Origin of the sequence: Microbacterium sp. Mcb102 (genome assembly GCF_024519805.1) — a bacterium.
Lineage (GTDB): Bacteria > Actinomycetota > Actinomycetes > Actinomycetales > Microbacteriaceae > Microbacterium.
Genome location: NZ_JALJRG010000003.1, coordinates 83,654 through 103,375 on the forward strand (window position 1 = coordinate 83,654; position 19,722 = coordinate 103,375).

The 19,722-nt window shown below is 70.1% G+C and carries 22 protein-coding genes; 11 read left to right on the forward strand and 11 right to left on the reverse strand.

Annotated elements, in window-relative coordinates:
• Positions 1-29 precede the first annotated feature (29 nt).
• The 4 genes from OC372_RS09350 to OC372_RS09365 all read left to right on the forward strand — a co-directional run bounded on the left by OC372_RS09350 (position 30) and on the right by OC372_RS09365 (position 2,181).
• Positions 30-695: a type 1 glutamine amidotransferase domain-containing protein gene (locus OC372_RS09350; RefSeq protein WP_262001654.1), complete on the forward strand. Its 666-nt coding sequence runs from the start codon at positions 30-32 to the stop codon at positions 693-695.
• Positions 696-791: 96 nt separating this feature from the next.
• A complete protein-coding gene (locus OC372_RS09355) occupies positions 792-1,220 on the forward strand; it encodes a hypothetical protein (protein WP_197021081.1) in 429 nt (142 codons plus the stop codon).
• On the forward strand, positions 1,220-1,723 hold the full coding sequence (locus OC372_RS09360) for a ClbS/DfsB family four-helix bundle protein (protein WP_262001655.1): 504 nt from the start codon (positions 1,220-1,222) through the stop codon (positions 1,721-1,723). Before OC372_RS09355 ends, OC372_RS09360 begins: the two co-directional genes overlap by 1 nt.
• Positions 1,724-1,929: 206 nt before the next feature.
• Positions 1,930-2,181 (forward strand): hypothetical protein, encoded by a 252-nt coding sequence (locus OC372_RS09365; RefSeq protein WP_105711258.1) that lies wholly within the window; start codon positions 1,930-1,932, stop codon positions 2,179-2,181.
• A gap of 65 nt (positions 2,182-2,246) precedes the next feature.
• Here OC372_RS09365 and OC372_RS09370 read toward each other — a convergent pair whose 3' ends face one another.
• From OC372_RS09370 to OC372_RS09390, 5 genes are all read right to left on the reverse strand, one after another.
• Entirely contained in the window at positions 2,247-3,380 is a 1,134-nt protein-coding gene (locus OC372_RS09370) for a bifunctional 2-methylcitrate synthase/citrate synthase (protein ID WP_262001656.1), read from the reverse strand.
• 77 nt (positions 3,381-3,457) lie between these two features.
• Positions 3,458-4,366: a methylisocitrate lyase gene (gene prpB / locus OC372_RS09375; protein WP_262001657.1), complete on the reverse strand. Its 909-nt coding sequence runs from the start codon at positions 4,364-4,366 to the stop codon at positions 3,458-3,460.
• Positions 4,366-5,892 carry an MmgE/PrpD family protein gene (locus OC372_RS09380; RefSeq protein WP_262001658.1) on the reverse strand — a complete coding sequence of 509 codons (1,527 nt, stop codon included), beginning with the start codon at positions 5,890-5,892 and terminating at the stop codon, positions 4,366-4,368. The genes prpB and OC372_RS09380 overlap by 1 nt, the downstream gene beginning before the upstream one ends.
• A gap of 3 nt (positions 5,893-5,895) precedes the next feature.
• Positions 5,896-6,561 carry a GntR family transcriptional regulator gene (locus tag OC372_RS09385; protein WP_105711254.1) on the reverse strand — a complete coding sequence of 222 codons (666 nt, stop codon included), beginning with the start codon at positions 6,559-6,561 and terminating at the stop codon, positions 5,896-5,898.
• A 37-nt stretch (positions 6,562-6,598) separates the two neighbouring features.
• Entirely contained in the window at positions 6,599-7,606 is a 1,008-nt protein-coding gene (locus tag OC372_RS09390; protein WP_262001659.1) for an EamA family transporter, read from the reverse strand.
• A gap of 39 nt (positions 7,607-7,645) precedes the next feature.
• Between OC372_RS09390 and OC372_RS09395 the strand changes: the two genes are divergently transcribed.
• Positions 7,646-8,182 (forward strand): CGNR zinc finger domain-containing protein, encoded by a 537-nt coding sequence (locus tag OC372_RS09395; protein WP_105711252.1) that lies wholly within the window; start codon positions 7,646-7,648, stop codon positions 8,180-8,182.
• Positions 8,183-8,191: 9 nt separating this feature from the next.
• On the opposite strand, the gene OC372_RS09400 is transcribed toward OC372_RS09395, so the two are convergent.
• Positions 8,192-9,487, reverse strand: a complete 1,296-nt coding sequence (locus OC372_RS09400; protein WP_262001660.1) for an L-fuconate dehydratase — start codon at positions 9,485-9,487, stop codon at positions 8,192-8,194.
• A 124-nt stretch (positions 9,488-9,611) separates the two neighbouring features.
• On the opposite strand from OC372_RS09400, the gene OC372_RS09405 reads away from it, so the two are divergent.
• Both OC372_RS09405 and OC372_RS09410 read left to right on the forward strand, forming a co-directional pair.
• Entirely contained in the window at positions 9,612-10,472 is an 861-nt protein-coding gene (locus OC372_RS09405; RefSeq protein WP_262001661.1) for a fumarylacetoacetate hydrolase family protein, read from the forward strand.
• Positions 10,454-11,218 (forward strand): SDR family NAD(P)-dependent oxidoreductase, encoded by a 765-nt coding sequence (locus tag OC372_RS09410; protein ID WP_262001662.1) that lies wholly within the window; start codon positions 10,454-10,456, stop codon positions 11,216-11,218. The genes OC372_RS09405 and OC372_RS09410 overlap by 19 nt, the downstream gene beginning before the upstream one ends.
• Before the next feature lie 13 nt (positions 11,219-11,231).
• On the opposite strand, the gene OC372_RS09415 is transcribed toward OC372_RS09410, so the two are convergent.
• On the reverse strand, positions 11,232-12,206 hold the full coding sequence (locus OC372_RS09415) for an amidohydrolase family protein (RefSeq protein ID WP_262001663.1): 975 nt from the start codon (positions 12,204-12,206) through the stop codon (positions 11,232-11,234).
• A 46-nt stretch (positions 12,207-12,252) separates the two neighbouring features.
• Between OC372_RS09415 and OC372_RS09420 the strand changes: the two genes are divergently transcribed.
• From OC372_RS09420 to OC372_RS09430, 3 genes are read left to right on the forward strand one after another with little or no spacing between them, the layout of a single operon-like run.
• Entirely contained in the window at positions 12,253-12,930 is a 678-nt protein-coding gene (locus tag OC372_RS09420; RefSeq protein ID WP_262001664.1) for a FadR/GntR family transcriptional regulator, read from the forward strand.
• 52 nt (positions 12,931-12,982) lie between these two features.
• The gene (locus OC372_RS09425; protein ID WP_029263904.1) at positions 12,983-14,041 is read left to right on the forward strand and encodes a PLP-dependent cysteine synthase family protein; all 1,059 of its coding nucleotides are present in this window, start codon (positions 12,983-12,985) and stop codon (positions 14,039-14,041) included.
• Between the two features lie 23 nt (positions 14,042-14,064).
• Positions 14,065-14,580 carry a glycine cleavage system protein R gene (locus OC372_RS09430; protein WP_029263903.1) on the forward strand — a complete coding sequence of 172 codons (516 nt, stop codon included), beginning with the start codon at positions 14,065-14,067 and terminating at the stop codon, positions 14,578-14,580.
• A gap of 76 nt (positions 14,581-14,656) precedes the next feature.
• Here OC372_RS09430 and OC372_RS09435 read toward each other — a convergent pair whose 3' ends face one another.
• Positions 14,657-15,670, reverse strand: coding sequence for an aldo/keto reductase family protein (locus tag OC372_RS09435; RefSeq protein ID WP_029263902.1), 1,014 nt, complete (start codon positions 15,668-15,670; stop codon positions 14,657-14,659).
• 9 nt (positions 15,671-15,679) lie between these two features.
• Entirely contained in the window at positions 15,680-17,212 is a 1,533-nt protein-coding gene (locus OC372_RS09440) for a PLP-dependent aminotransferase family protein (RefSeq protein WP_262001665.1), read from the reverse strand.
• 19 nt (positions 17,213-17,231) lie between these two features.
• On the opposite strand from OC372_RS09440, the gene OC372_RS09445 reads away from it, so the two are divergent.
• The gene (locus tag OC372_RS09445) at positions 17,232-17,516 is read left to right on the forward strand and encodes a hypothetical protein (protein WP_262001666.1); all 285 of its coding nucleotides are present in this window, start codon (positions 17,232-17,234) and stop codon (positions 17,514-17,516) included.
• 31 nt (positions 17,517-17,547) lie between these two features.
• Here the strand turns inward: OC372_RS09445 and OC372_RS09450 are convergent, their stop codons facing one another.
• Both OC372_RS09450 and OC372_RS09455 read right to left on the reverse strand, forming a co-directional pair.
• Positions 17,548-19,053, reverse strand: coding sequence for a DUF4407 domain-containing protein (locus OC372_RS09450; protein ID WP_262001667.1), 1,506 nt, complete (start codon positions 19,051-19,053; stop codon positions 17,548-17,550).
• An 83-nt stretch (positions 19,054-19,136) separates the two neighbouring features.
• Complete coding sequence (locus OC372_RS09455; protein ID WP_105711298.1) at positions 19,137-19,709, reverse strand: TetR/AcrR family transcriptional regulator; 573 nt, start codon at positions 19,707-19,709, stop codon at positions 19,137-19,139.
• Positions 19,710-19,722 lie beyond the last annotated feature (13 nt).

Sequence of the window (19,722 nt, forward strand, 5' to 3'; positions counted from 1 at the left end):
CATCCGCCGTCCGACCCTCTGGAGCACGCATGTCCTCAGTTCTCTTCGTCGTCACCGGCGCCCGCACCTGGACCCTCACGGACGGCACCGAGCACCCGACCGGCTACTGGGCCGAGGAACTGCTCACCCCCTTCCGCGCACTTCGCGATGCGGGCCACTCCGTCTCGTTCGCAACCCCCGGTGGCGTCGCTCCGGTCGCCGACGCCGGGAGCCTCACCGAAGGCGACGCCGAGTCGATCGCCGCGATCGACGGGCTCGCCACCCCTCTGGTGCTGGCCGACATCGATCCCTCCGCCTACGACGCCGTCTACTACCCCGGCGGCCACGGTCCGATGCAGGACCTCGCGATCGACGAGGACTCCGCCGCGCTGATCACCGCGACGCTCGCCGCCGGACGCCCGCTCGCAGCCGTCTGCCACGGTCTCGCGGCTCTGCTCCCGGCGCGTACGGCGGCAGGGGAATCGGTCGTCGCCGGACGCCGCATCACCGGGTTCACCGACGAGGAGGAGCGCCTCGGTGGCCTCGCCGACCGTGCGCCCTTCCTGCTCGAGAGCGAGCTGCGCGCCCGCGGCGCCGAGGTCGACATCGCCTCGCCGTGGAGCGATCACACCGTGGTCGACGGGCTCCTCATCACCGGCCAGAACCCGCAGTCCTCGGCATCCGCGGCTCTGGCGCTCGTCGCCGCACTCGCCTGATCGAAACCGGCGCCGCGACCTGCGCGGCGCCGGTTCCGACCGTTTTCCACGCCCGCTCCTCCCGCACACGGCGAGGCCTGCCGGTACGGTGAGCGCATGCGATCGACCCCCCGCGCCCTCCGCGTCGCTCTCGCCGCAGTCGCGGCGATCAACCTCGTGTCCGCACTGATCGGAATGGTCGGGCTGACGGTCGGCGGAGGAATGGGGCTGCCGCCGGAGTGGCTCGAGGGCAGCGTCTTCCACTCCTACGTCTGGCCGGGGATCATCCTGGGTATCGTCGTCGGCGGAATGCAGGCACTGGCTCTCGTCGCGCAGTTCGGACGATTCGCTCTCGCGTGGGGGCTGCACGCCGCCGCCGGCCTCACCATGATGATCTGGATCTTCGTGGAGATCGCGGTGCTCCTCGAGTGGTCGCCGCTGCACGGCATCTTCTTCGCGACCGGCCTCGTCCAGACCGTGCTCGCCGTGCTGGCACTGGGCGCTCGGCCTCGACCGTTGTTCGCGCGCGACATCAGGGACCACTGATGGCGGTACCCGCGTCGAAGGACGAGCTGCTCACCGCGATCCGGACGGAGTATGCCCGCCTGCGCGCCGACCTCGATCGGGTGCCGCCGGACTCCGCCCGCGATCTCGCGCTGCCCGGTCACGTCAAGGGCACGATGATGAGCCCGGCCGACCTTCTCGCGTACCTGATCGGCTGGAACGAGCAGGTCCTCACCTGGCATGACCGTCGCGCCGCCGGGCTCCCCGACGAGCTACCGGCCGCCGACTTCGGCTGGAGTGACCTCGGCGCCTTGGCTCAGCGCTTCTACCGCGACCACGAGGGCGAGCCCTGGGCGGCGCTGCGGGCACGACTCGACGAGGCTGAGCAGCGGATCGAAGCCCTCGTTCTGAGTCGCTCGGAGGAAGAGCTCTACGGCACCCCGTGGTACCGCACCTGGACCATGGGTCGCATGATCTCGCTCAACACCGCATCGCCGTACCGGAACGCCCGCGGCCGCATCCGCCGCTGGCTTCGGACGCTCTGAGCACGCAGTCCGGTCATCTCCCCGGTGAGACCCCTCGATGACCACGCCGGCCAGGTTTCCGACCGCGAACACGATGAAGTACTGCGATGCCGAGGCCGGCGGGGTGTCGTAGAAGTTCTCGAGCACGAAGGGCGCGAGCGCGCTACGGCGCTGGCTATGCTCCTTGCTGAAGCGCACCGCGCGCTGACCGGTTGGAGGGTGGAATCATGAAGAAATCGACCAAGCTGGCATCGTTCGCCGCAGGGCTCGCGATCGTGGCGGGGGCCACGCTAGGGGCTGCTCCGGCGTATGCGGCGAACATGTGGGGATACTCCTCGCAGAACCGCACGGCCTGCATCTCCGCGACGGGGGCGCAGATGGTGGCCATCGCGAAGGCCGGCTACCGGGTCACCAGCTATTCTCCGTGCGTCAAGAGCTTCGACCGCGGCACCTGGTACACGACGACCATCCGTTACTGACGGTCGACGAGACGAGAGAACGCACCCCCGGAGCATCCGGGGGTGCGTTCTCTCTTGTCCAGGAGTCAGCTCTCGACGTGCCGCTCGTCGGGGCCGTCGTAGAAGGACAGCGGACGGATCAGCGCGTTCGATCCGGCCTGCTCGATCACGTGCGCGGTCCACCCCGTCACCCGCGCCGCCACGAAGAGCGGCGTGAAGGTCAGGGTGTCGAAGCCGATCAGGTTGTACGCCGGACCCGACGGGTAGTCGAGGTTCGGGTAGATGCCCTTGCGCGCGACGAACTCCGACTCGAGAGCATCATAGAGGGCGGCGACCTCGGGGCGGTCGTAGTGCTCCACCAGGGTGTCGAGCGCCGCCTTCATGGTCGGCACCCGGGAGTCGCCCTTCTTGTACACGCGGTGTCCGAAGCCCATGATCTTGCGCTTCTCGGCGAGGGCCTTGTCGAGCCAGGGCACGACGTTCTCGGCCGTACCGATGTCGTCGAAGATGTGCAGCACGGCCTCGTTGGCCCCACCGTGCAGCGGTCCCTTGAGGGCGCCGATCGCGCCGACCACCGCCGAGTAGATGTCGCTCAGGGTCGAGGTGATGACGCGCGCGGTGAACGTCGAGGCGTTGAAGGAGTGCTCGGCGTACAGGATCATCGAGCGGTTGAACGCGTCGACCACGACGCCGTCCGCCTCCTCGCCGAACGTCATCCAGAGGAAGTTCGCGGAGTAGTCGAGGTCGTCACGCGGGGCGATGATCTCCTGCCCGCGACGGCGACGCTGACCGTAGGCGACGATCGCGGGCAGTGCCGCGAACAGGCGGATGCTGCGCTCGAGGTTCTGCTCCGGGCTGCCACCGGCGTCGAGCACCGAACCGCCCGCACCGGGGTCGGAGGCGCCGATCAGGCTGACCGCGGTGCGGACCTCGTCCATCGGGTGGGCGTCGAGCGGCACGAGGTCGATCGCGGCCTTGACGTTGTCGGCGAGCGCGCGGTGCTTCCGCTCTTCGAGACGGAACGCGGCGAGCTCTTCGGGCGTCGGCAGCTCGCCGTTCCACAGGAGGTAGGCGACGGCCTCGAACGGCTGCGTGTCGGCCAGCTCCTGCACGGGATATCCGCGGTACAGCAGGCTGTTCGTCTCGGGGTTGACCTTCGAGATCGCGGTCGTGTCGACGACGACCCCCGCGAGGCCCTTCTTGATGTCCGGCTCGGTCATGGTCACTCCTTCGTGTACTTCGACTCGTCGCTTCGCTCCTCGCTCAGCAACCGGGTCGGATGTCCGCTTCGCTGCGCTCAGCGACCGGTGTTGTCGACTGTGAAGTTGAAGACGCCGGAGTCGAAATGGTTGTACGACTCGTAGTCGATCAGATCGTAGAGATCGGCGCGGTGCTGCATCTCGCCGAGCTTCGAGGTCAGGTGCCCCTCGTCGTTCAGCGTATCGAGAGCACGACCGGCGGCCCCCATCGAGATGCGCAGCAGCGACACCGGCCAGATGACCAGGTTGACGCCGGCATCCCGCAGCTGGTCCGTGGAGAACAGCTCGCTCTTGCCGAACTCGGTCATGTTCGCGAGGATCGGCACGTCGAGCGCCTCGGCCATCGCCTCGAACTCGGCGAGCGTGCGCATCGCCTCGGGGAAGATCGCGTCGGCACCGGCATCCACCAGCGCCTGGGCCCGATCGATCGCGGCATCCAGCCCCTCGATCGCGCGGATGTCGGTGCGCGCCATGATGAGGAAGTTCTCATCGCGGCGGGCGTCGGCGGCAGCCCGGATGCGCTTGATCGCGGTGTCCTCGTCGACGACGGCCTTGCCGTCGAGGTGGCCGCACCGCTTCGGATTGATCTGGTCCTCGATGTGCGTGCCGGCGAGGCCCGCGTCTTCGAGCTCCTGGATCGTGCGGGCGACGTTCATCGGCTCGCCGAAGCCGGTGTCGGCGTCGACGATCGCGGGGAGGTCGGTCATGCGGGCGATCTGCTTCGCCCGGCCGGCCACCTCGGTCAGCGTCGTGAGGCCGATGTCGGGCAGCCCCAGGTCGGCGGAGAGCACGGCGCCGGAGATGTAGACCCCGTCGAAGCCCTTCTGCTCGATCAGCCGGGCGCTCAGCGGGTTGAAGGCTCCGGGGAAGCGCAGCAGTTCGCCGCTCGCCAGCCGCTCCCGGAACAGCCGCCGCTTCTCGGCGGGCGTGACGGTGGAGTACAGCATCAGAAGAGTCCCGCAGGCGCCGGAGCAGCCTCGAGCAGCCCGGGCTTCGCGACGATCGACAGCTCGCCGACCTCGGCGGCCGTGAGCTCGGGCAGGCGCTGCACGAGGGAGAGGAACCGCTCGATCTCAGCCGGCTCCAACACGGGCTCGGCGAGCAGACGGAACTTGGCGATGTAGTTCTCGCGCGCGAACGGACGGGCGCCCAGCGGATGCGCGTCGGCCACGGCGATCTCGTCGACCACGGTCGAGCCGTCGGCCAGGCGGATCTCGACACGACCGCCGAACGCCTTCTCAGCCGGGTCCTCGGAGTGGTAGCGGCGCGTCCATTCGGCGTCCTCCGCCGTGGTGATCTTGTGCCACAGCGCGACCGTGTCGGCGCGGCCCGCACGCTCGGGGGCGTAGGAGTCGACGTGGTGCCAGCCGCCGTCCTGCAGTGCCACCGCGAAGATGTACGGCACCGAGTGGTCGAGCGTCTCGCGCGATGCGGTCGGGTCGTACTTCTGCGGGTCGTTCGCCCCGGAGCCGATCACGTTGTGCGTGTGGTGGCTGGTGTGGATGACGATCGAGTCGATGTTCGCGGGGTCACGCAGCGCCGGGTTCTCGATCCCGAGCTTGCGGGCGAGGTCGATGAGCGCCTGCGCCTGATACTCGGCCGAGTGCTCCTTCGTGTACGAGTCGAGGATCGCGCGCTTGGGCTCGCCCGCGGCGGGCAGCGGCACGTCGTAGGACGCGTCCTTGCCGTCGAGCATCCACGCGATCACACCGTCTTCGCCCTCGTAGATCGGCGCGGGGCTGGTCTGCCCGCGCATGGCCCGGTCGACCGCCTCGACGGCCATCTTGCCCGCGAAGGCCGGGGCGTGCGCCTTCCAGGTGGAGATCTCGCCCTTGCGGCTCTGCCGAGTGGCGGTCGTGGTGTGCAGACCCTGGCCCACAGCCTGGTAGATCGTCTCGACGTCGAGCCCGAGCAGGGTGCCGATGCCGGCGGCCGCCGACGGGCCGAGGTGGGCGACGTGGTCGATCTTGTGCTTGTGCAGGCAGATCGCGCGCACGAGGTCCATCTGGATCTCGTAGCCGGTCGCGATGCCGCGCACGAGCGCCCGACCGTCCTTGCCGGTGTGCTGGGCGACCGCGAGGATCGGCGGAATGTTGTCGCCGGGGTGCGAGTACTCCGCCGCGAGGAACGTGTCGTGGTAGTCGAGTTCGCGCACGGCCACGCCGTTCGCCCAGGCCGCCCACTCGGGGCTGGTGCGGTGGTCGAGCGCCGCACCGAACAGGTTCGCTCCGACGCCGCCGGTGGAGACGGGGTGGCTGAACGCCTGCGCGCGGGCGGCGTTGATCGGCGCGCGGGTGAGGGATGCCGCAGCCACCGAGGCGTTGTCGATGATGCGGTTGATGATCATGTCGACGACGTCCTGCTCGACCTCGACCCGGTCGGCGGCGACCTCGGCGATCTTCCAGGCGAGCTGGTCTTCGCGCGCGAGGTTCTCGTCGCTGCGGTGCACACGGACGTGATGGGTGACGGTCATTTCTTATCCTTCGCTGTTGCTGGAGTCGAGAGAGTCGAGGATGCCGGTGAGGGCGTTGTGCAGGTGCACGTGGGTGGCATGGGCGGCGAGGTCGCCGTCGCGGGCGGCGAGCGCCTCGGCGATCGTGCGGTGCTCGGCGGCGGATGCCGCGAGTCGGGCGGGCTTGTCGCGGGCCATCCGGCGCACGCGCACGAGGTGCGTGCGCACGGTGCGCAGGGCCGAGGCGATGTAGTCGTTCGCGACGGCCGCATCGAGAGCACCGTCGAACCGGGCGATCAGCGCGTAGTAGGCGTCACGGCCTGCGGGAGCGGTGAGGTCGACGTGCGCGAACTCCGCGGCGAGCTCGGCGAACAGACCGGCGTCCCCCCGCACGGCGGCGAGCCGGGCGGAGCTCTCCTCCAGCGCGCGGCGGATCTCGAACAGCGAGCGGATGTCATCGGCATCCAGGTCGGCGACCACGGTGACGCGCGGCGACTGCTGGACGACGAGACCGTCGCCGGCCAGTCGGCGCAGCGCCTCCCGCATCGGAGTGCGACTCACACCGAGACGCTCGGCCTGCTCGACCTCCCCGAGAACGAAGCCGGCCGGAAGAGCACCCGACTGGATGTCGTCGAGCAGGGCCGTGTACGCGCGATCACTCGCGGAGAAGCGCTCGACAACAGGGGGCATGCCCTCAGTGTATACATAAAGGAGCGGGAGGGGCCTCTCAGTCTTTTTCTACGGGCTTCCCGTATACATTCCCGGGGGCGGGCACCGGCTCCACGAACTCCGGAGCGACAGGCTCCCCCAGCTTGACCACGACGACCCCCACGAGAACGAGCACTCCGCCGAGCCCCTGCAGCAGATCGGGAAGCTGGCCGAGCAGCAGCCAGCCGAACAGGAGCGCGGCGACCACCTCGGCGAGCGCGACGAAGGAGGCGAGCCGCGAACCCAGCATCCGTGTCGAGGCGATGCCGAGCAGGTACGCGAGGGCCGTCGCCACGACACCGATCGCCAGCACGGGGACGAACCAGGGCACACTGCCGAAACGGTAGGCGATGTCGTCGGTCGTCCACGCGATCGGCAGGACGCCGATCGCCCCGGCCGCCGTGAGACCGAGTGCACCGATCAGCAGCCCGCTGCCGGCGAGTGCGAGCGGCGGCAGCCCCGTGTCGACTCTGGCCGAGAGCAGGAAGTAGGTCGCCGCCCCGACCATGGCTCCGAGCGCCCACAGGATGCCGGCCACGTCGACATCGGCCCCCGTGAGGATGTCGAGCATGAGCACCAGCCCGACGATGGCGATGGCCGCCCCGATGATGCTGCGGCGCGTCGGCCGCTCGCCCCGTCGCAGCCACAGCCACAGCAGCACCGCGACCGGTGCCGTGTACTCGATGAGCAGCGCCAGCCCCACATCCATGACGGCGACGGCCTGGAAGTAGAAGAGCTGGGTCGCGGTGACGGCGAGCAGTCCGTAGGCGAGGATCATGCCGGCGTTGCGGCGAAGGAGACCCCACCGCCCGCGCAGCGACAAGATCGTGGGGATGAGCAGCACGAGGGCCGCCACCCAGATACGTGCGGTGACCGCGGCCCCCGGCGTCCACCCCGCGTCGATGAGCCCGCGCGCCCACGCGCCGGACATGCCGAAGGACAGCGCGGCCGCGATGGCGAGCGGCAGCCCCAGACGCACACCGCGTGCGGACGCGACCGCCACGCTGTCATCACTCACCCTGCCCATGATCGATGACGCTACTCGCGCACGCTGTAAGATGTCAACGTGATCTTCACCGATGACACCCAAGAGGGTCTCCGCGCCGCCGTGTGGCTCGTGAACTCGGCCGAGGATCCGGACACGCTGGTCGACCTCGACGACGAACGCGCCTTCCTCCGCGAGTTCCCCTACACCGGACGACTCGACCGCGATGAAGACGAGCTCGCCTCCCTGCGCCGCCTGCGCCCGCGTCTGCGATCCATGCTGCTGGCGCCGCGCGACGAGATGGCCGAACTCGTCAACGCCGCCCTCGCCGAGTCCCGCCTCACGCCGCGACTGCTCCGACACGACGGGGTCGATTGGCACCTCCATGCCGTGGCCGACGAGCATCCGCTGGCGGAGCGCGTGCTGATCGAGACCGCGATGGCGCTGATCGACGTCATCCGCGCCGAGGAGGGCTCGCGCCTCTCCGTGTGTGCGGATGACACCTGCCTGGCGATCGCCCTGGATCTCTCCCGCAACCGCTCGAAGCGCTACTGCTCGACGACCTGCGCGAACCGCAACGCCGTCGCCGCCTATCGCGCGCGCCGGGCCGCGGACTGACGCACGAACTCAGGCGCCGATGTACGCGCCCCGCCAGGTATATGCCGCGATGGTGTCGGCCTTCATCTCCATGCCGTTCCCGGGAGCAGTGGGCGCCCTGTAGGAGCCACCGCGGATGTCGGTCGGCACGACGAAGTGCTCGTGCAGGTGGTCGACGAACTCGATCATGCGGCCCTCGCGGGTGCCGGTGACCGCGACGAAGTCGAACATCGACAGGTGCTGCACCGCTTCGCACAGGCCCACCCCACCCGCGTGCGGGCACACCGGCACGCCGAACTTGGCGGCGAGCAGCAGGTTGGCGATGTTCTCGTTGACGCCGCCGACGCGCACGGCATCGATCTGCATGACGGAGATGGCATCCGCCTGCAGCAGCTGCTTGAAGATGACACGGTTCTGGGCGTGCTCGCCGGTGGCGACGCGGATCGGCGCCACGCCGCGCGCGATCTCGGCGTGCCCGAGCACGTCATCGGGGCTGGTCGGCTCCTCGATCCACGCGGGGTGGAACTCGGCGAGCGCGTTCACCCACTCGATCGCCTCCGACACCTCCCAGCGCTGGTTCGCGTCGATCGCGATGGGGAAGTCCGGTCCACACACCTCACGCGCCTTGCGGAAGCGACGGATATCGTCCTGCAGGTCGGCGCCGACCTTGAGCTTGATCTGCGTGAAGCCGTCGGCCATGGCCTCGCGGGCGAGCCGCTCGAGCTTCTCGTCGGAGTATCCGAGCCAGCCGGGACTCGTCGTGTAGGCCGGGTACCCGGTGGCGAGCAGCTGCTCTTCCCGTTCGGCACGCCCCGGCTCGACGGCACGCAGGATGTCGAGGGCGTCCTCGCGGGTGAGGGCGTTCGTGAGGTAGCGGAAGTCGACGAGGTCGACGAGTTCTTCCGGGGTCATGCGGGCGAGCAGCTGCCAGAGGGGCAGCCCCGCGCGCTTGGCCTTGATGTCCCACAGGGCGTTGATGACGGCGCCGATGGCCATGTGCATGACGCCCTTCTCGGGGCCGAGCCACCGCAGCTGCGAGTCGCCGATGATCGCCCGGTAAGTGCCGCCCATGTCGTCGAGCAGGGGTTCGAGCTCGCGGCCGACGAGGTGGTCCGCGAGCGCGTCGATCCCGGCGACCTGCACGTCGTTGCCCCGCCCGATCGTGAAGACGAACGCGTGGCCCTCGATGCCGTCCTCGGCGTCCGTGCGCACGATCACGTACGCGGCGGAGTAGTCGGGGTCGGGGTTCATCGCGTCCGAACCATCCAGGCTCAACGACGTCGGGAAGCGGATGTCGGTGGCGTCGAGGGCGACGATACGGGTCACGGGGGTCCTCTCCGTGCACGGCGGATCTCTTCCGTGCGGATACCTTGGAGTGTAAACATCCGATGTCTATACTGTCAACGAGATGGGCCGCAGCGTCGTGGCCTCCCCACCGATCAGGAGAATCATGAAGTTCGCGCGGCTCGGCACCCCCGGCACGGAGATCCCCGTCCTCGTGGAGGGTGACCACTACCTCGACCTCCGCCCTCTGACATCCGATGTGAACGGCGACTTCCTCGCGAGCGACTTCGTCGCCAGGGTCGCGGCCGCCCGCGACGCCGGGGAGCTTCCGGAACTCGCGGATGCCGCGGCGATGCGCATCGGCGCACCGATCGCCCGTCCGAGCGCCGTGATCTGCATCGGCATGAACTACGCCGCCCACGCGGCCGAGTCAGGCTCGGAGCCGCCCACCATCCCCATCCTCTTCCTGAAGACGCCCAACACCGTGGTCGGCCCGGACGACGCGGTGACGATCCCCCGCGGCAGCGAGAAGACCGACTGGGAGGTCGAGCTCGGCATCGTGATCGGCGCCCGCGCGGCCTACCTCGACTCCCCCGAGGAGTCGCTCGCCCATGTGGCCGGCTTCGTCGCCGCGAACGACGTCTCGGAGCGGGCGTTCCAGATCGAGGTGTCGGGCGGGCAGTGGTCGAAGGGCAAGATCGCCCCGGGATTCAACCCCACCGGCCCGTGGCTCGTCACCCCCGACGAGGTCGACCACCACGCGCTCGGACTGCGCAGCTTCGTGAACGGCGAGCCGCGGCAGGACTCGAACACGAGCGACATGATCTTCACGGTCGAGCACATCGTGCACCACCTCTCGCAGTACGTGACGCTCGAGCCGGGCGACCTGATCCTCACCGGCACCCCGCAGGGCGTCGCGCTCTCGGGCAAGTACCCCTATCTCGCACCCGGCGACGTGGTCGAGATCGAGATCGACGGCCTCGGCCGCCAGCGACAGGAGTTCGTGGCATGGGAGGCACAGAAGTGAGTGCACTGAACGGGCTGGTGGCGATCGTCACCGGCGGAGCATCCGGAATCGGTGCGGCGATCGCACAGCGCCTGCGCGCCGACGGGGCGACCATCGCGATCCTCGACCGCGACACCGCCACAGCCGACCCCGCGTTCACGGCCTTCACCGCCGACGTCTCGGATCGTGCAAGCGTCGACGCGGCCGTCGCGGCCGTGGCCGAGAGGTTCGGGCGCATCGACATCGTCGTGAACAACGCCGGGATCGGCGCGCAGGGCGACGTCGCGGCGAACGACGACGACGAGTGGGCGCGCGTGCTCTCGATCAACGTGACCGGCATCGCCCGCGTGACGGCGGCGGCATTGCCCTGGCTGCGGAAGTCGCCTGCGGCGGCGGTCTGCAACACGGCATCCATCGCCTCCACCACCGGACTCCCGCAGCGGGCGCTGTACAGCGCGTCGAAGGGGGCCGTCTCGGCGCTGACCCGCGCGATGGCGGCCGACCACCTGCGCGAGGGTATCCGGGTGAACGCGGTCAACCCCGGCACGGCCGACACCCCCTGGGTCGGGCGCCTGCTGGATACGGCCGTCGACCCCGCGGCCGAGCGCGCCGCGCTCGAGGCCCGCCAGCCGCACGGACGGCTCGTCGACCCCGATGAGGTCGCCGCCGCGGTCGCCTACCTCGTGAGCCCCGCCGCCGGTTCGACGACCGGCACGTCCATCGAGGTCGACGGCGGCATGGCGCGGTTGCGGCTTCGCGCGGAGTGAGTTCCGCGCGACGTCAGCCGCGGCTGCCGCGGAACCAGCCCCGGATGCCGTGACGCGGAGGCTCCGCGGTCGGCGCCTGCGGCCGGGCATCCGTGCGATAGAACTGCTCGGCGGTGGTCCAGAAGATCGCGTCGAGGTCATGCCCCCGCGCATCCGCCCAGGCGATCACCGTGTCGGCCCAGCGCGTGCGGGCCGTGGGCTGGTAGGTCGGCGAGCCGTCCTCCGGTGCGTGCGGGTCGTCGTCCTCGGCCGGTCCGATGACCGAGACGGGCCAGTCGCTCCCCCACATCAGCCGCTCGATCCCGAACGCATCGGCCGCCACATCGAGGAACGGGATCAGCTGCGCCGCGTCCCAGTCCCCGCCGGCCTCGCCGGGCAACCCCGAGAGCTTGCAGAAGGTGTTCGGATGCCGCGCCAGCTCGGTCAGGTCGCGGGCCCATTCCGGGGTCGGCGCCAGCGGAGCCGCGGCCGTGCCCACGGCGGGCTTCCCCAGATGATCGAGCACGAGTCGCAGCTCCGGGATGGCTCCGGCGAGGCGGGCGACATCCGGCAGCTGCGCGGCGCGCACGCACGCGTCGAAGGTCAGACCGCGCGCGGCGACCTCGCGCGCACCGGTCACGAAGGCCGCCGACACCGCCAGTCCGTCGGGCTCGCCCTGCAGGTTGTGCCGCACGCCGACGACGAGCGGCTCGGCCGCGAGACCTTCGAGGTGCGCGACCGTGTCGGTCCCCCGGTCGAGGCGGATGCCGGCGACGATGCCGACCACTCCGAGCGCGGGCGCGAGCCCTGCGACCCAGAGCACCTCATCGAGGAAGTCGTCGTCGACGGTCCCGGCCTGCACGAACACGCACTTCTCGGTCTCGGCACGCTCCAGGCGGGCGTGCTCGAGTTCCAGGTCGGCGAACCGGTACGCCATCGGGCCTTCGAGCCATGTGTAGGTCAGCGCCTCCGGATCCCACAGGTGCAGATGTGCATCGAGAACTCGCATCCCCTCATCCTGCCGCAGACATCGGAGCAATCGCTAGGATGACGCCATGGCTGTGACGGACGATGCGATCGCGAAGATCAAGGCGATGATCGTGTCGGGCGAGCTGACCCCCGGTGATCGCCTGCCTCCGGAGAAGGAGCTCTCCGAGCGGCTCGGTCTCTCCCGCAGCTCGATGCGCGAGGCGGTCAAGGCGCTCGAGGTCATCCGCGTGCTCGACGTGCGGCGCGGCGACGGCACCTATGTGACGAGTCTCGAGCCGCACCTGCTGCTGGAGGCGATCTCGTTCGTCGTCGACATGCACGATGACGACTCGATGCTCGAGATCTTCGCCGTGCGCCGGATGCTGGAGTCGCAGGCATCGGGCCTCGCCGCCACGCTGGGCACCGACGAGCAGATCGCCGAGCTGCAGCGCGAGGTCGAGGGCGTGGACGCCTCCGTCAGTATCGAAGAGCTCGTCGACCACGACATCCGCTTCCACCGCGAGATCGTGGCGATGGCGGGCAATGCGTACCTCGCGAGCCTGATCGAGCACCTGAGCAGCCAGACCGTGCGTGCCCGCGCCTGGCGGGGCCTCACCGAGAGCGGCGCCGTCGAGCGCACCCTGTCGGAGCACCGGGCGATCGCCGACGCGGTCGCCCAGCGGGACCCCGCACTGGCGACCTCGCTGACGACCGCGCACATCGCCGGCATCGAGCGCTGGCTGCGCCACGCGACGGCGCCCTGAGCGCGGGCTCGCTCCCTGCACGGCATCTGCACCGGCCGATAGTCTCGAGGGTATGAGCGACTGGACCAGCACCGCGATCGCCCTGCTGGAAGCCGACGCGAACCGCAGCGCCGACACGCACCTGCACCTCTTCCCGCTGCCGCCCGAGTGGGGCATCGATCTGTATCTCAAGGACGAGTCGGTCCACCCGACCGGGTCGCTCAAGCACCGCCTGGCGCGCTCGCTCCTGCTCTACGGGCTGGTCAACGGCCGCATCCGGGAGGACACCACGCTCGTCGAGTCGTCGAGCGGATCGACCGCCGTCTCCGAGGCGTACTTCGCCCGCATGCTGGGGCTGCCGTTCATCACCGTCGTCCCGCGCTCGACCGTGCAGGAGAAGATCGACCTCATCGAGTTCTACGGTGGCACCTGCCACTTCGTCGACCGCGCCGAGGACATGTCGCCCGAGGCGCAGCGCCTCGCGTCCGACTGCACGGGCCACTACCTCGACCAGTTCACGTTCGCCGAGCGCGCGACCGACTGGCGGGGCAACAACAACATCGCGGAGAGCGTGTTCAGCCAGCTCGCGCAGGAGCGGCATCCGATCCCCACCTGGATCGTGACCGGCGCCGGAACCGGCGGCACGAGCGCGACGTTCGGGCGGTATGTGAAGTACCGCCGCCACGAGACGAAGGTCGCCGTGGTCGACCCCGAGGGCTCCGCGTTCTACGACGGCTGGGCCGGCACCGTCGACCCGCCCGCCGGGCGCCCCAGCCGCATCGAGGGCATCGGCCGGCCACAGGTCGAGGCCTCGTTCGTGCCGACCGTGATCGACGAGATGATCCGGGTGCCGGATGCCGGGTCGATCGCCGCGATCCGGATGCTGCGCGAGCGCACCCTGCACTGGGCCGGCGGCTCGACCGGCACGAACCTGTACGGCGCGTTCCAGCTCATCGCCCGGATGCGGGCCGCGGGCGAGACCGGCAGTGTCGTCACCCTGATCTGCGACAGCGGCGTCCGCTACGCGGGCACGTACTACTCCGATGAGTGGGTCGCGGCGCAGGGCTGGGACCTCGCCCCGCACCGCGCGCGGCTCGACCGGTTCCTGGAATCGGGCGTCTGGGGCGAGTGAAGGCGTCGGGCTACGCTGGCCGCATGACAACTCTGATCCTCACCGTCGCGGGTGCAGACCGTCCTGGCCTCGTGGCCGCCGTCGCCGATGTCGTGGACGCGCACGGCGGCAACTGGGAGAACAGCTCGCTGGCGGAGCTCGCCGGCACGTTCGCGGGCGTTATCGAGGTGTCCGTCGCCGAAGACCGGGCACCGGAGCTGAGTTCCGCGCTGCGCGGACTCCAGGGGCAGGGACTGCTGACCCTGGCCGTGCTCACCGGGACGCCGGATGCGGATGCCGCCGACGATCGGCTGCTCCAGATCCAGGTGCTCGGCAACGACCGACCCGGCATCGTGCGCGAGGTCTCTGCCGTCCTGAGCGCCCACGCGCTGAGCATCGAGGAGCTCGCGACCGAGACCCGGGATGCCGCGATGGCCGGTGGCCGCCTGTTCGAGGCATCGGTGGTGGCGAAGGTGCCGGCATCCGTCGATCTGGATGCGCTGCGCGACGACCTCGAGCGCCTCGCCGCCGAGATCCAGGTCGACATCACCCTCGGCTGACCGCCGAGCCGCCGACCTCCCCCGGACAACGAGAAGGCCGCCGTTCCGAGGAACGGCGGCCTTCTCGTGTCCGGCGTCAGACCAGGCGGGACTTCGGCGACACCGAGTAGGTGTGCTCGGCGTCGCGGTTGACCGTGTCGCCCAGGGCCGTGTCGATCGCGGCCAGGGTGTCGGCGTCGAGCTTGACGCCCGAGGCCTTGACCGTCTCGGCGAGCTGCTCGGGACGCGAGGCTCCGACCAGCGCGGCCGCGACGTTCGGGTTCTGCAGCACCCACGCGATCGCGAGCTGCGGCATCGAGAGACCCGCCTGCTCGGCGATCGGCTTCAGGCGCTGGACGGCGGTGAGGATGTCGTCCTGCAGGAAGCTCTTGATGAAGTCGGCGCCGCTGTGCGGGTCGGTCGCGCGCGAGCCCTCGGGCACCGGCTGGCCGGGCAGGTACTTGCCGCTGAGCACGCCCTGCGCCATCGGCGACCAGACGATCTGCGAGATCCCGAGCTCTTCGGAGGCCGGCACGACCTTGCCCTCGATCACGCGCCACAGCATGGAGTACTGCGGCTGGTTCGAGATGAGCTGGATGCCGAGCTGCGTGGCGAGAGCGTGCCCCTCGCGCAGCTGTTCGGCGGTCCACTCGGAGACGCCGATGTAGAGCGCCTTGCCCTGACGGACGACGTCGGCGAACGCCTGGAACGTCTCCTCGAGCGGGGTCTCGTAATCGAAGCGGTGCGCCTGGTACAGGTCGACGTAGTCGGTGCCGAGGCGCTGCAGCGAGCCGTTGATCGATTCGAAGATGTGCTTGCGGCTCAGGCCGGTGTCGTTCGGGCCCTTGGGGCCGGTCGGGAAGTAGACCTTCGTGAAGATCTCCAGCCCCTCGCGGCGCTGCCCCTCCAGAGCCTTGCCGAGAACGACTTCCGCAGCGGTGTTGGCGTAGGTGTCGGCAGTGTCGAAGGTGGTGATTCCGGCATCCAGTGCGGCGTGCACGGTCTTGACGGCGGCGTCGTCCTCGACCTGCGAGGCGTGGGTGACCCAGTTGCCGTAGGTGATCTCCGAGACCTTGAGACCGCTGTTGCCGAGATAGCGATAGTTGACCATGGAACAACGCTACTGGCTGCGTGTGATGACGGGGCTGGATGCGAGAGTCTCCCGATACTCGCGCCAGGCCGCTCCGAGCCGACGGATGCCCTCGGCGAGCACATCGTCCGGTGCCGTGAACGGGATGCGGATGTGGTCGTCCGGAGACACCGACACCGCGAACGCCGCGCTCCCCGCGATCGAGACGCCGTGCGTCGCGGCCACCCGGGCGAGCGCGTCGGCGGAGCCGGCGGGAACCCGGACCCACAGCGACAGCCCGCCGCGCGGCGGCTCGACCTTCCAGTCGGGCAGGTGCTCGGCCATCAGCTCCTGCAGCAGCCGGAGGCGCTCCTGGTGGATGCGACTGTTCGCCCGGCGGAGGTCGTCGGCGCGGGCGATCAGGTCGAGCGCGAGCAGCTGCCCCGGCACGCTCGTGGACTGATCGGCGAGCTGCCGTGCCCCGCGCAGGCGGCGCACGAGCACGGGGTCGGCGCGCAGCCATCCGATCCGCAGCCCCGCCCACACCCACTTCGACACCGACTCCACGACGATGATGGGCGCGTCCGCCCGCTCGGCCGCGAGGGTCGGCGGCACCACGCCGTCGAAGGAGATGCCGGCCACGACGCGGTCCTCGATCACCGGCACGCCGTACTGGGCGGCGAGTTCGGCGACGCGATGCCGCGCGGCGGCAGGGAGCCGCGAGCCCGTCGGGTTCTGGTGGTGCGGATTGAGCGCCACGAGCACGGGCCGCAGCCGGGCGAGCGCCTGCTCGAGTGCGTCGACGTCGAGTCCGTCCGGCCCCATCGGGACGCCGTGCACCGTGCCACCGCGCAGCCCGACGGAGTCGGTGACGCCCGGCCAGGTGATCTCCTCGGCGAGCACGATGTCGCCGGGGCCCACGAGCGCGTTGACGACGAGGCTGATGGCCTGCTGCGCACCGTGCGTGACGAGGATCTGCTCGGGCGTCGTCGGGGTGCCCTCGGCGGCGTACATGTCGGCGATGAGGGTGCGCAGCGCGGGGAGGCCCGCAGGGTCGGTCTCGGGCAGCAGCGCCAGCTCGAGCCGCGGCTTGTGCTCGCTGATCAGCTGCACGCCCAGCTCGGAGATCTGCGGCACGGTCCGCAGCAGGTCGATCGCATTGGGCAGGGCCGAGAACAGCGCCTCACCTCGTCCCTGCCGCTGCACGGGGGCGATGGATGCCGCCGCACCGGCGACGCGCGTGCCGCTCCCCTGCCGCCGGTCGACCAGGCCGCGCTCGGCGAGATCGGCGTACGCGGCGACGACCGTGCCGCGCGACACGGAGCTCGCCGCGGCGAGGGCGCGCTCCGCCGGCAGACGGTCGCCGGGGCGCAGCTCGCCGCCCGCGATCAGAGCCTCGATGCCGCGGGACAGCCGCGCCGCGAGCGTGCCGTCTCCGTGGGTCCATCGGCCCAACCGGGCGGAGAGCGCCTCCGAGGCGACCTCGCCCGCACGGACGAGAGTCGGCGATGAACCTGCGGATGGCGCAGGAATGGCCGATCCATGGTCCACCGGCCGGGTATTGGCCCTGTCATCGACGCTCATGAGACCTGATTCTGGACCAATGAGCACCTTCACGACCACTCCTCCGGCAGATCTCGGTCCAATCAGGCCCGATTGGACCATCGGTCAGCTCATCGAATGGCTGAGCGACGACTCCCGCCAGCACGACCCCGCGCTTCAGCATCCGCTGTCCCTGATCGAAGCGGCGCTGACCGGCGAGCAGTGGTCGCGGCCGCCGTCGACCGTCGCCCTGATCCGCTCGCTGACCCTGGCCGTACCGCAGCACGGGTCATCCGTGATCGCCGACGTCCTGCTCCCGTCGCGAAGCCTGACGCTCGTCGCCTAGGCGCGACGGTGCCCCGGGAGCGCGGGCCAGGTCAGGTGGCCTGAGCGGAGGCTGACGGAGGCGATGTCGCCGGAGTCGTCACGATCTCGGCGCGGTCGCGGAAGCCCTCCGCCGTCACCCGGTCCAGGGCGACCTGCTTGCGGATGGCCGCGGCCTTCTCGTACAGGCTCGGGTCGCCGTAGCTCGTGAGCACCTTCACCAGCACGGGCAGCAGCTCGATCATGAAGAACAGCGCCGCGATGAGGATGTGCGCCCACAGGATCGTGGGCTCCTTCTCGCTCAAGCGGTTCAATCCGCTGATCTGACTGAGCAGCCCGACGGCTCCGGCGTTGCCCTGGGCCACGGCATCCGCGCGCGCGTTGTACGCGGCGAGCGCCTGGTCGTAGGTGTCGCGGGCGGCCGGCAGCTGGGACTTCGCCTGCTCGCGGTTCGTCGACTCCGACGTCGAGGTGTTCTCCTTGGCGGCGGTGCCGGCGGCGGCGAGCTCCTCGTTCGCGGTGCGGAGCTGCGCAGCGAGCGCGTCGTACGTCTGCTGTGCCTCGGCGAGTTGAGCTTTGGCGGCGTCCGAGCTCGCGCCCTCGCCGTTCACGCCGGTGCAGCCGGGAACCGTGCCCGCGCCCTCACCGGTCAGCTCGCACTGGTAGAGCACGCGCGCCTGGTCGATCACGGCCTGCTGCGCGGTCATCTTGGCGGTCACGTCGTCGACCGTGGCCTGGGCGGCCGACTCGGTGGCCGAAGAGGACTCCGTCCCTGCGACGATGCCGGTCGCGGCCTGGTTCTCGAGCTCGGCGACCTTGGCGGTGGCGGAATCCAGCGCGATCTTCTCCGGGCCGGTCTCGAGCGCCTCCTGATCGGACTGCGACTGCGTGATGTTGGTCGACGCGACCTCGCGGGCGATGTCGTTGTGGAAGATCTGCAGCACGAGCGGCTCGGCGACGACGAAGCCGATGATCGCGGCCATGATCACACGCGGGATCGCGAGGCCGATGAGCCGCCACACGTTCCGCGTCGAGCTCATGGTCGAGGTGAGGAAGCGATCGAGGTTGAAGATGATGAGCGCCCACACGAGCGCGAGCGGCACGGCCAGCCAGATCGCGGCCTGTACACCGGTGGTGAGCGCGAAGAGCATCGAGATGGCGGAGACCAGCGCGGTGCCGGCGAGCACGAAGAACATCTGCACGAAGCGCGGCGTCTCGCCGGGGACGCGGTCGAGGATCTCGCCCTCCGCGCCACCGAGGATCGCGAGTGTCCGGGCACGGGAGCCCGGAGTGCGCGGGGCACGCTTCTTGCGGGGCTTGCGGACGCGGGGCTCGCGCGGGGGCTTCACGGGCGCGGACTCGTCGGCGGCGACCGCATCGGCGATCGGGGTCGCCTCGGCGGGGTCTGCGACGGGAACCTCGCGGGTGGCGTCGTCGGCGCCGGTCGGCTCGAATTCGCGCAGGAAGTCGAGGTCATCGGTGACGGCGTCGGGTTCGCCGTCGATGATGATCCGACCCTGCGAGTCGTAGCGACCCGGTCGATGGGCGGAATAGGGCATCCGAACAATCTACGAAGTATCGCCTGTGGATACCGTGGAAAAGTCCTTGGAGTGCCTCACAGGTTCCGTGCCGTCCGACGGATTCAGGATGCCGGGAGCAGACGGTCGAGGGCGGCGGCGTAGGCGGACAGCCCGTCGTCGAGCGTGAAGTGTCCGGCGGCGGCGAGGGTGCCGAGCCCGTGGATCAGGCCCCACAGCGCGACGACGTCGGTCGGTCGGTCGAGTCCCACCGCGGCCGCCCCCTCGGCGAGCACGGCCTCGAGCCCGTCGATCAGCGGCGCCATCGTGGCGGTCGGCGATCCCGGGATGCAGACGGTCGGGTCGTAGACGGCGTCGAACGCATGCGGATGCTCGATCGCGAAGCGGATGTACGCCGATCCCCCGTCGATGAGCGCCGCGCGCGGCGTCGCGGCCTTCTCGGCGGCAGCGCGGACCTGGTCGAGGAGGTCGGCCATGCTGCGCTCGGCGATCGCCTTGAGCAGTCCGAGCCGGTCGGAGAAGTGGTGGTACGGCGCGTTGTGGCTGACGTTCGCCGCCCGCGCGACCTCGCGCAGGCTGATCTCCGCCGCCGGCATCCGCTCCAGCAGCTGCATGGCGGCGTCTTCCAGGGCACGGGCGAGATCGCCGTGGTGGTAGCCGTCCTTCGAACTTGACATGAGCAACATCATC